12 protein-coding genes are annotated in these 11,376 nt (G+C 42.7%); 7 read left to right on the forward strand and 5 right to left on the reverse strand.

The annotated features are described in order from the left end of the window. Window positions 1-17 precede the first annotated feature (17 nt). Window positions 18-329, reverse strand: coding sequence for a PDDEXK nuclease domain-containing protein (locus HC723_RS17935; protein WP_446751411.1), 312 nt, complete (start codon window positions 327-329; stop codon window positions 18-20). A gap of 15 nt (window positions 330-344) precedes the next feature. After that, window positions 345-734 (reverse strand): DUF1016 N-terminal domain-containing protein, encoded by a 390-nt coding sequence (locus HC723_RS17390; RefSeq protein ID WP_203218786.1) that lies wholly within the window; start codon window positions 732-734, stop codon window positions 345-347. Window positions 735-978: 244 nt separating this feature from the next. Between HC723_RS17390 and HC723_RS15440 the strand changes: the two genes are divergently transcribed. Then, the gene (locus HC723_RS15440) at window positions 979-1,785 is read left to right on the forward strand and encodes a Cof-type HAD-IIB family hydrolase (RefSeq protein WP_190339712.1); all 807 of its coding nucleotides are present in this window, start codon (window positions 979-981) and stop codon (window positions 1,783-1,785) included. Between the two features lie 6 nt (window positions 1,786-1,791). Here the strand turns inward: HC723_RS15440 and HC723_RS15445 are convergent, their stop codons facing one another. Together HC723_RS15445 and HC723_RS15450 are read right to left on the reverse strand one after the other, a co-directional pair. Continuing rightward, the gene (locus HC723_RS15445; protein ID WP_027695672.1) at window positions 1,792-2,007 is read right to left on the reverse strand and encodes a DUF3820 family protein; all 216 of its coding nucleotides are present in this window, start codon (window positions 2,005-2,007) and stop codon (window positions 1,792-1,794) included. A gap of 164 nt (window positions 2,008-2,171) precedes the next feature. Beyond that, window positions 2,172-2,375, reverse strand: coding sequence for a restriction endonuclease subunit S (locus HC723_RS15450; protein ID WP_153448510.1), 204 nt, complete (start codon window positions 2,373-2,375; stop codon window positions 2,172-2,174). 258 nt (window positions 2,376-2,633) lie between these two features. On the opposite strand from HC723_RS15450, the gene HC723_RS15455 reads away from it, so the two are divergent. Genes HC723_RS15455 through HC723_RS15480 form a run of 6 tightly spaced genes read left to right on the forward strand, consistent with a single transcriptional unit; the run spans window position 2,634 to window position 10,063 of the window. Then, entirely contained in the window at window positions 2,634-3,590 is a 957-nt protein-coding gene (locus HC723_RS15455) for an AAA family ATPase (RefSeq protein ID WP_153448509.1), read from the forward strand. 8 nt (window positions 3,591-3,598) lie between these two features. Further along, on the forward strand, window positions 3,599-4,570 hold the full coding sequence (locus HC723_RS15460) for a DUF58 domain-containing protein (protein WP_238925523.1): 972 nt from the start codon (window positions 3,599-3,601) through the stop codon (window positions 4,568-4,570). Beyond that, window positions 4,567-5,358 carry a DUF4381 family protein gene (locus tag HC723_RS15465; RefSeq protein ID WP_190339714.1) on the forward strand — a complete coding sequence of 264 codons (792 nt, stop codon included), beginning with the start codon at window positions 4,567-4,569 and terminating at the stop codon, window positions 5,356-5,358. The genes HC723_RS15460 and HC723_RS15465 overlap by 4 nt, the downstream gene beginning before the upstream one ends. After that, window positions 5,351-6,313 carry a vWA domain-containing protein gene (locus tag HC723_RS15470; RefSeq protein WP_153448506.1) on the forward strand — a complete coding sequence of 321 codons (963 nt, stop codon included), beginning with the start codon at window positions 5,351-5,353 and terminating at the stop codon, window positions 6,311-6,313. The genes HC723_RS15465 and HC723_RS15470 overlap by 8 nt, the downstream gene beginning before the upstream one ends. Next, a complete protein-coding gene (locus HC723_RS15475) occupies window positions 6,306-8,318 on the forward strand; it encodes a vWA domain-containing protein (RefSeq protein ID WP_190339715.1) in 2,013 nt (670 codons plus the stop codon). The genes HC723_RS15470 and HC723_RS15475 overlap by 8 nt, the downstream gene beginning before the upstream one ends. A gap of 23 nt (window positions 8,319-8,341) precedes the next feature. Then, complete coding sequence (locus HC723_RS15480; protein WP_190339716.1) at window positions 8,342-10,063, forward strand: BatD family protein; 1,722 nt, start codon at window positions 8,342-8,344, stop codon at window positions 10,061-10,063. 284 nt (window positions 10,064-10,347) lie between these two features. On the opposite strand, the gene HC723_RS15485 is transcribed toward HC723_RS15480, so the two are convergent. Next, complete coding sequence (locus HC723_RS15485; RefSeq protein WP_342365770.1) at window positions 10,348-11,247, reverse strand: 3'-5' exonuclease; 900 nt, start codon at window positions 11,245-11,247, stop codon at window positions 10,348-10,350. Window positions 11,248-11,376: the final 129 nt, after the last annotated feature.

Genomic DNA, 11,376 nt, shown 5'->3' on the forward strand with positions numbered 1-11,376 from the left:
GGCCGATTGCCTCTTCTTTAAATTCTTTCGTATAAGTTCGATATTGACGTTTTGTATTCATATTCACCTCGATTGATTATCGTATTATCCACAATCAAGGTGTCCAGATCGATTAGACCAGAATAGTGCTTATGCGTTAACTTTTCAGTTTTTAGTTCAATAATAACAACACATTTAAGCAAGTAATTATAAAATACCAAATCAATATAGAAGTCACTGGTTTCTGTTCGTACTAATTGCTGACGCTCGACAAACGCAAAACCTTTACCTAGCTCTAATAAAAAGTCTTGAATATCATTAATAAGTGCTTTTTCTAAATCTTGTTCGATTAATTGAGTACCTTGCTAAATCGATGGCGTACTCAATAAGCGTTGGTAATATTGCGTTGAGATATGTCTATCTAAGGTTCGAGTTGACCAGTTTTGCTGATAGGCTTCTTTTGCATAATAGGTACGAGCTTGGGGATCTTGAACTCTCAATAATTGCTTGTAGTGACTCCAACTCAATTGGGCAGACACTGTGTGCCCAATTTGTAATTCAGGGAAAGCTAAATAAAACTGCCTGAAATATTTGATATTTCGCTGAGAAAAACCAGAGCCGAAATCACGGGTAAGCTTTTGTGACAACGTTTTAACTAAATAACTACCATACCGAGCTTTTTCATTGCCATTTTGCTCCCCTTCAACAATCGCTGTTCTGTCTGCTTCATAAGTTTTTCTTACTCTGTAATCCATGCGGTTACTGGCCTAAGGCACCATTAAAAATTGCATTTATCATATCACTCATTAGGCATAAATCGTGGAACTATGCCTTAATTATTCAGTATTTGGTGAATGATGAGCTGAGTGATGGATCTTGCGGAAACTAATTCAAATTTATGGCTAGCCGTTGTATGGTTAACCTTCTCGTGGCCGTTAAAACTTTTCAATACATGTCACTACAACGGCCTATCTCATTTTTTTCTCTATGGGTATTCAAATGACATCACACTCTATTAAATTTATTGCTACCGATATGGATGGCACCTTGCTCGATCAGGATGGGCAATTAGATCCCACTTTTTTTGATGTTTTTGCGCAACTCGATGCAAAAGGCATTATGTTTGCAGCGGCTTCTGGTCGCCAATATTACAGCTTGCTCGAAACCTTTTTACCACTGCAAGATAAGATGTTTTTTATTGCCGAAAATGGCACTTTAGTGATGCATCAGGGGCAAGAGCTTTATAGTTGCACCATTGATACGCCATCAATTCATAACATCATTAAACAAGTTCGTCAGATAGAAGGGGCTTTTACTGTTCTATGTGGCAAGCAATCGGCCTATATTGAAACTCAAGATCCCAAAGCGTTACAAGAGATCAAAAAATATTATCATCGTTGTCAATACGTTGAAGATTTACTCAGTGTTGAAGATGATTTTATTAAAGTCGCAATTTGTCATTTCGATGGCACACAAGAGAAGGTATACCCAAGCGTAAATAAGCATTTTGGACACAGTCATAAAGTGGTGGTGAGCGCAAAAATTTGGTTGGATATCATGAATATTAGCGCATCTAAAGGCGATGCGATTAAGCATTTACAAAATACCTTAAATTTTAGTTATGAAGAAACCATGAGTTTTGGCGACTACTTTAACGATATCGAAATGCTGCAAGCCAGTTATCACTCTTATGCGGTCGATAACGCGCACCAAGAGGTAAAACAATTTGCTCGTTTTAGCGCACCAAGTCACCGTGATTCTGGTGTGTTAACGGTAATTGGTGAGCTTTTGGCGCAAGATAATTAATTCGCTTTAACGCTTTAATGGCTTAACCAAGCTGTCTAGCCCTTCAACTTTTAGTGCTAAGCACAATTTCAATAAATCGCCGAGTTCGCCTTTAGGGAATTCGGCTTTATTTTGAAACCACAGTAAATATTCTTCTGGCAAGTCGATCAACATGCGCCCTGCGTATTTCCCAAATGGCATCGGCATGCGAGCCAGTTTGATCAGGTTTTCTTTTTCTAACATCTTATTCTCCCGCCAATAATCCCAACGCCATTTAATACTTGGCCCGTTTTTTTGATGATTCATTACCTGCTGGGAATGGCTATAAAAACTAAAACGCCCATTGGCTTAAGCGATCCAACGGGCGTTTACTTGATTCGGCTAGCAAAGATTATTGCTTTTCACCATTAATGAACCGGTGGACCTTTCTTTTCGGCAAATTGCTCGAAATGTTCAGCCAAGGCTTCTGGGGTTAAATTCCCTTCTGCTTCTAATTGCTTTAACTTTGCCACAATCGCTTTTTGTTCTTCAAGGCTTGGTAATGGCGTTTCTGGCGACTCTTCTAGCTCTGCAGCCATGTCTGCCAATTCTTTTTCTATATCATTGCTCATAATGCACTTCCAAAAATAAACTTAGTTCAATTCTAACCATTTTATGCCAACTTAACCACAATCGAATCAGCATCAATTTTGATATTATCACCCGTCGACTGTCATCTTTGCTTAATGATTAAGCACTTAATCGCATTTTTTCAAGATAAACACATCTAACTCGAACTTTTTCTGCTTTTTATAGTCGGAAAGGTTACGTTACTTTTTGTAAATTTTCTTTCATCGCTCAACCTTATCAATAATGGAGATATTTTGACCATGCATTCAGATACTTTTGCTCAACTCCAGCAATATCTAAACTCTCAAGTGATCGGCCAAAATGAATTAGTCAAACAACTGTTGGTTGCGCTATTAGCCGATGGTCACATTTTGGTTGAAGGTCCTCCGGGGCTGGCCAAAACTCGCGCAGTAAAAGTGCTGGCCGATTGTATTGATGGCGATTTTCATCGGGTCCAATTCACGCCCGATCTTCTGCCATCCGATTTAACCGGTACCGATATTTTCCGCCCTGAAACCGGAGAGTTCACCTTTCAACCAGGGCCGATTTTTAATTCATTGATCTTAGCCGATGAAATCAACCGCGCCCCAGCCAAAGTGCAAGCCGCAATGCTAGAAGCGATGGCGGAAAAGCAAATTACCGTCGGGCGTGAATCCTATAAACTACCGGAATTATTCTTGGTGATGGCGACCCAAAACCCGATTGAACAAGAAGGTACTTACCCGCTACCAGAAGCGCAACTTGACCGTTTCTTATTGCATCTTGAAGTGAACTATCCCGATGCCAGCAGCGAGTTAGACATCTTGCGTTTAAATCGTGGTGAAGCACAAGGTCATATTGCCACTCAACCCGTGACGTTGTCACAACAAACTATTTTCGATGCTCGCCAAGCCGCCATTTCTATCCACATGGCAGACAATGTTGAGCAATATATTATTCGATTAGTGATGGCAACCCGTAAGCCTGAACAATACAACCCCTTATTAAAAGAATGGTTACAAATGGGCGTGAGTCCGCGTGCCACCATTGCTTTAGATCGTTGCGCCCGTGCTCATGCGTGGTTATCGGGTCGTGATTTTGTAAGCCCTGAAGATGTACAAGCCATGGCCTTCCCTGTGCTTCGTCACCGTTTATTATTGAGTTATCAAGCCCAAGCCGAAGGGATAACACCTAATCGTGTGATCGCCGAACTACTAGCACAGGTTGGCAGTGCATGAGTGCGCCAATGTTACCCCCATTTTCGACCGGGGTTCGCTTGTGCTTAAAAGAGCTGCTCAATTATAAAAGTCATACGGTTTATTGGCAGCCTCCAGCAAAAAGCATTTGGTCGCAACTTAACGGTGGACATGCCAGCCAACACAAAGGCCGTGGTATGAACTTTTCAGAAGTTCGTCAGTATCAAGCCGGTGATGATATTCGCTCGATTGATTGGCGGGTGACGGCGCGTACCGGTAAAGCTCATACCAAGCTGTTTACCGAAGAGCGTGAGCAACCGGTGATGCTGTATATCGATTTAAGCCGCACCATGCGTTTTGGCTCTCAGTTACTATTCAAATCGGTACAATGCGCCCATTTAGCCAGTTTATTAAGTTGGCTTACGGTTGAAAACAAAGACCGTATTGGGGCATTAATTGATACCGGCGATCGTTTAATTGAACTTAAACCCACCGCTCGTCAGCAAGGCGCATTGCATATTAGCCATCAATTAGTTGAGCTTACTAATCAATTGATCGAACGCGATACCGCCCGTTTAACCACTAAGTCAATGGATGACATTACTCTGCCTTTTCAACGGGTGCTACAAACCATGCATCGTATGTGCCCTAAAGGCAGTGATATAATCTTTATCAGTGATTTTCAACGCCTCAGTGAGCAAGATAAACCATTATTGAATCAATTAACTCAGCACAATCGTCTGCGGTTTGTGCATATTTTTGATCCTTTAGAAATGGGCGACACTCCGTTTAGAGGCAGCGAATATGTCACCGATGGCCAACAAACACAGTGGTTAAACTTCGGTCTTAAACGCACTCGTCAGCAGCTTGAAAATCGTTATACCGAACACTTCAACCTTATTGAGAACATGTGTAAAAAAATGGCCATACCGATGCAATCATTATCGAGCGCTGACAGCTTGTTGTCTCAACTTGGCGCCACTCGCCTTCAAACTGAATCTTCGCAAGGAAATCACTCGTGAACAACCCTACTCTTCTTGCAGCCTCTGGCGCGCAACCTACCGCTTCTGCACATGCTGCAGCAGCGACCAGCAGTTCACCGCCATTGCCTTTAGCCGGATTACATCTTCCCGAAGCACCCGCAATATGGCCGCTCGCTTGGGGATGGTGGGCACTCTTCGCCATTATTATCTTAGTGATTATTATTGCTTTCTTTACATGGCGTAAATATAAGGAAAATCGACGTGCTAAAAGAGCGGCATTACGATTATTAACCAACATGTGTCAACGTGAGGCCAATCCCAATAAAAAAGTGGCCTTGGCTAACGATCTGTTACGCCAAGCCTGTTTAGCGTATTACCCGCGCGGAATGCTGGCCAGTTTACATGGCAATGCATGGTATAAATTTTTAGACCAACAAGCAGCCGAGACATCAACGTCCTCTTCATTTAGTGCCAATCAAACCGAATGGCAACAAGCGCTGTATCAAAAGCAACCGATCAGTGATGCCTTAGCGACTGGTTTAATTCAACAAGTTGAACAATGGGTTGAAGGCACGCTGCCGCCAAGTAAAAAACAACTTAAAGCGGCGAACTTAGTATTCAAGCCGACCGCAGAAACCGAAACAATGGACTCGATGGTATCAAAAGCACGCGTAGTTAAAACAACAACAGTAGCTAAAACGGAAAAAGCGGCTAAAACAGAAAAATTAAGCGCCAATCAAGATGCCAATGCCGACCAACAAGACGCCGATTTTGAACCGCTAGAATCCGCCACACTAAAACGTAAGGAGCCAAAGGACGATGTTTGAGTTCCATTGGTGGTGGATGGTATTCGCTCTGCCATTGCCTTTAATCATTTATTATTTTGCACCTGCGCATCAACAACGCACCGCCATTACTTTGCCAACGTTACCCGAACAAGGCGCGGTGCCCAAAGCGCAGCATATTAGTCTTAAAATATTGGCGTTATTGATCTGGCTATTATTAGTCACCGCCGCCGCCCGCCCTGTGTGGTATGGCAAGCCAATTGAATTTCAACCTAAACATCGCGATATGATGCTGGTGGTGGATTTATCCGGTTCAATGGCACAAGAAGATATGAATTCCAATAATGGTTATATCGATCGTCTCTCTGCGGTGAAACAAGTCCTTAATCATTTTATTAGTGAACGAAAAGGTGATCGCCTTGGTTTAGTACTGTTTGCCGATCATGCCTATTTACAAACCCCGTTAACACTCGATAGACAAACGGTTCAACAACAATTGAACCGCGCACAGCTCAATATGATTGGTACCCAAACCGCGATTGGCGAAGGCATTGGTATTGCGACTAAAACCTTTATTAAAAGCGAAGCGAAACAACGTGTGATGGTGCTGCTCAGTGATGGCGGCAATACCGCTGGCGTGATTGAGCCTTTAGAAGCGGCAAAAATTGCCAAAGATAATAATGCGATTATTTATACCGTCGGCATTGGCGCAGGTGAAATTCAAACCAATGGTTTCTTTGGTACTCGAACCGTCAATACCTCCCAAGATCTGGATGAAAAGACCTTAACCGAGATCGCTAAAATGACTGGTGGGCAATATTTCCGCGCCAAAGATAAAGATCAACTCGATAAGATCTACCAAACCATTAATCAATTACAACCCGTCACCAATGCCACTCAAACTTGGCGACCACAAAGTGAATGGTTTTCTTATCCATTAGCACTGGCTCTGATTTTGTCTTTTGTTTTGGCTATTTTAAGGAGACGACATGGCTGATTTTCAGTTTCTACATCCCTATTGGTTATTCGCTGCGATCCCTGCTTTGATGTTAAGTGTGTGGTTATTTCGCCACGCCAACACCACCAGCTTAATTGCCAGTCATTTAAGCCAACAACTGGGCTTAGATAAAAAGCAATCGCATCGAACATTGGCAAGCGCGATCCTCAGTGCTTGGCTTATTGCGGTATTAGCGTTAGCAGGCCCCAGCTTTCAAAAGCAAGAAGTGCCTAGCTTTGGTGTCAATAATGCGCGCGTGATCGTCATGGATATGACCTTGTCGATGTACGCCACCGATATAGCGCCAAACCGCTTGACCCAAGCACGTTATAAAATGTTGGATTTATTACCGACCCTAAATGAAGGTACCACGGGGTTAGTCGCCTACTCTGGTGATGGCTATATGATCAGCCCGTTAACCTCCGACAGTAAAACACTGGCCAATTTAATTCCTAATCTATCGCCCGATATTATGCCAACTCAAGGCAGTAACGCCGCGGCAGGTGTAAAAAAAGCCATCGATATGTTGACTCAAGCCGGTCACATGCAAGGTGATATTGTGTTGGTATCGGATGATGTTAGCCGCAATGAAAGCCAAGATATTGCCAAGCTATTAAAAGGCACCGAATGGCGACTCTCGGTCATGTCAGTTGGTACTCAGCAAGGCGCACCAATTAAACTGCCCAATGGCGATATGTTCACCAGTCACGGCACCACTGTGGTAGCGAAAACCAATATCAATGGCCTGCAAAGCTTAGCTAAAGTCGGCAATGGTATTTACACCCCACTTCGCACTGATGATGCCGACGTACAAGCGATCGCCAAAACCTTGCATCATGTGCAATTAAAATCGGCACAAGCGAATAAAGGATCCCCCGAATTGGAAGTGCACACCAATAACGGTTTTTGGTTACTGCCAATTTTATTACTACTGGCATTAGGCGGGTTTCGTCGCGGTGGTATCTTCAGTATCGCGCTCTTAATGACGCTGCCAATGTTGAGCCCTCGCCCTGCTTTTGCCGCAGACTCTTCATTGCCAACATCCAAAGCTCCGGTCACTCAAGCCGCTCAAACTGGCCTAATTGATTCGATATTCAAAACGCCTGATCAACAAGGTTTTGATGCTTACCAACATAAAGCTTATGCCCAAGCGGCCAATCGATTTGAAAATAAAGCATGGCAAAGCGCGGCTCAATATCAAGCCGGTAATTACCAAGCCGCGATTGATAATCTGCAAGGTAGCAGCGATGAAGATTCGCGCTACAACCTCGCCAATGCGCAAGCCCAAGCCGGAAAATTAGCAGACGCGAAAAAAGGTTACGAGGCTATTTTAGCCCAAAACCCGAACAATCATGATGCTAAGACCAATCTCGATATCGTCAATAAAGCGCTCGAACAACAAAAGCAACAGCAAAAAAAACAGCAGAATCAAAAAGATAACAAACAAGATCAAAAATCCAAAGACAACAAAGACCAAAATAAACAGCAAGATAACAAAAAACAAGACCACTCAAAACAGAAGCAATCTAAATCTGAACAAGAGAAGTCTAAATCTGAGCAAGAGAAATCTAAGCAAGATCAAAGTAAATCTGAGCAAAAAAACGCATCGGATCAAAAGCAGTCATCTGAGCAAAAACAACACAAGGATGATCAGCAGAAGCAGTCCGAGCAAAATAAACAACAGCAACAGCAACAGCAACAACAGCAAAATCAAGATAAACAACAAAAGGCTCAGCAGGATAAATCCAAGCAGCAACACGCTAAACAGGAACAGCAAGCTAAGCAGCAAGATTCTAAGCAACAGCAAGGCAAACAAAGTAAGCCACAAGCATTAACTCAAGCCGATCCTAACAACAAGGAAAAGCCGAGTAACACCGTAGCAGTGGATCCGCAACTCAATAAACTGCAACAAATTCCTGATGATGCAAAACGCTTATTGCAAGCGCAAATGGCATTAGAAGCTCAACAAAACCCAGCGCCTCAATCTACTGGTCAACAATGGTAATGCAACAGAAGGTAATGCAAAAAATGAAACGACAAATGAGCCAATCAAACGCCCTGCAATGGTTTTCAGTCTTTATGCTGTTAATCACCTCACTCACCTTTAGCCAAGTGAGTGTGGCAAAAAATATTCCTGCTTTTGCCACCGTCAATCAAACTCACCTCCGCAGCGATGAAGTGTTCAATTTTAAAGTCGCTTACATGGGCACCGCTAGCCGTGATGATTTTGATGCCAGTGTACTTGGTCAAAACTTCACTATGGGAAATGTGCAATATGGCACGTCTCGTTACAGCATTAATGGCGATACCACCATCCGCACCGAATGGAATGTGTCATTAGCGACCAGTAAAGTCGGTGAGGTCGTGATCCCAAGCTTTACCATTAATGGTGCCAAAACCCAACCGATCACCTTACATATCAGCAAAGATCCGACCGCGCCGAAACAAGATGATCTGATTGAATTTCAAGATAGCATTTCAAAACACACGCTTTATCCTAAAGAAATGGCGACATTACGCAGTCGCTTAGTGGTTAAAGCTGATCCGCGTGGATTGCAAAACACCAAACTTATCCCACCATCGGGTGACGGCTTAACCATTACTCCAATTGGCGAACCTAAGCAATATCAAAGTGTTGTCAATGGTAAACAAGCGACGATTGTCGATCAAAACTATCAAGTGACCGCCACTACTTCTGGAAAGCACACATTAAATCCACCACGATTGACGGCCAGTTTAATTGATGTGAGCCGCGCCACTGGTGCACGCCGCATTGTGCCCGTCAATGTTCACTCCGGCCCTATTGCTTTAAATGTATTAGAAAAACCCGCGTCATTCTCAGGGGTGTGGCTACCGACTCAATCACTGGAATTACGACAAGGATGGCAAAACGGCAATGGTGATATGATCGATGTCTCATCAGGCAAAGTTGACGCCAAAGTAGGTCAGCCGATCACTCGTATTTTAGCGCTGGTGGTCAAAGATGTGAGCGCCGAAAGCCTGCCTGATATTAAAATTGATTATCCAAAATCAATCCGAGTTTATGCTGAAAAACCAAAGTTTGGTCTAGATAAACAAGGCAATACCGTAATGACGCTCAAACAAGTGTTGATGCCGAAAAAATCTGGTACCATCACCTTACCAGCGGTTAATGTCCCTTGGTGGAATTCACAAACCAGCCAAGCTGAAACCGCCAAGGCTGAAGGGTTAACCTTAACCAGCACGGTTGATGAAAACGCGCCGGTGCAAACTGCAACGCCAGCAGCAACCCCAGCAACAACTCAGGCCTCAACCACGCCCAGCCCTGCTGCTACCACAGACAACAACACCGCTGCCACTCCAGCGGTGATTAGCGCCGGCTACTGGCCTTATTTAACCGCGTTATTTGCCGCGCTGTGGATCATTACGCTAATATTGCTACTTAAAAAGAATAAGCAAACTCCAATTAGCAGCACTCAAGCCAAACAACCGAGTTTACAAGCCATCGATAACGATTTAGCCCATATTTTACAACACCAAGATGGGGCTAAGATCCACAGTGAGATCTCGCAATGGTTGGCTAAGCACCCAAGCCTTAGTGATGAGTTAACCCAACAAATCAAAGCCGAATTAAGCACATTAATGGCAGCGTTTTATAGCAAAAACCGTCAAGATTATGACAGTAAGGCGTTACTCAACCTGATCAAGCAGGCCGAGAAAGAAGTGAAAAAGAAAGGCCATCAGAATAAAGATGAGATGCCGCCGTTGTAGTGTGCGGATTATCAGTGTAATTTAATGTTCAGATAATGATTACGGTTGGTATAAATAGTGCGTTATTAATAGCGACTAGTTTCTCGTAAATCAGCACACTTATTACTAGTAACAAGCTCATTAACTAAAAGTTCTTCGGTTAATGAGCTTTTTTATGACAGGACACCAAACGGCTGACCTTTAGTGATTAGATTGAGGCCAAGATAACCTTACTATTGATCACAGGCTTATGAGTCTGTAAAGATTCAACCGCTTCGCATTCGGCTTCAAGCATAAAAATAGACTTAACGATTATGAGTAACAAACCTTTTAGCTTGGATAACTCGTTCTTGATATGCTTTGGTTTTAATGTTTTCACCACACGAATCATCAGCACCTCTCCGAAAGCGATTACAGCCGTAAAATGTCTCTCGATTCGGATCATTTTCACATCGAGCTACCATTGTCCCCATACCACAATGCAAACAGCCAATTTCAATTTCACCACAGCCGCGACATGCTCTAAAACCTTTAGAGCTCGTCTCTATAGGTGAATTGCAATGCTTACAACTATTCACAATAGTATCGCAAGCTGGTGACAACGAACATTTATAGAACGTTTTATTATATTTAGTCTTTAAGGGGCGAAGTTCCCCTGTTTTACACTGATTACAATGCCATTTTTTTAATTTTGGTGCTAACTTAACGTCTACATATTTCATTCCATAATTTTCCATTTCAGTTAAAAATGGACTGCGATTTTCACCGTCAAATAGCAGATATATAAAATGCTTTGCTCTCGTTAAGGCCACATAAAATAAGCGGCGTTCTTCACCATGGGTATAACTATCTTTATTCGGTAAAACCAAATCAATCAATTCATCATTTTCTCGTGTAAATGGGAACACTCCTGTATCAACACCAAATAAGATCACAAAATCAGCTTCTAAACCTTTACTTGCATGGGCGGTGACGAAAATCACATTTAAGTATGGATACGAAAGTTGGGATACATCCATTCCTTTTAACTGAGAGATGTTTTCTTTGCGAAACCGACCAATAATCAGTACTGATGCTACTTTTCCTTGTTTGTCTGCCGAACGATTTAAAGTCGCTAATGCTCGATTTAAGGACACAATATAAGCTTGGTCTTTCCTTTCTCGTGCACTTGTCATAGACGCCAACTTCTCTATATTTTGTTTTATATCGGCTTTGTTGCGTAATTCAAATTTAGAGGTGACAACACTAGAATGGTATTATTTCAATCAATTCGGTAAGTTTTAGGCATACCTAGCCCTGTTAGTTTATTTAAAGCTTTGATCATTGCGTAAGCT

The organism is Vibrio sp. S11_S32, assembly GCF_014694465.1.
Lineage (GTDB): Bacteria > Pseudomonadota > Gammaproteobacteria > Enterobacterales > Vibrionaceae > Vibrio > Vibrio algicola.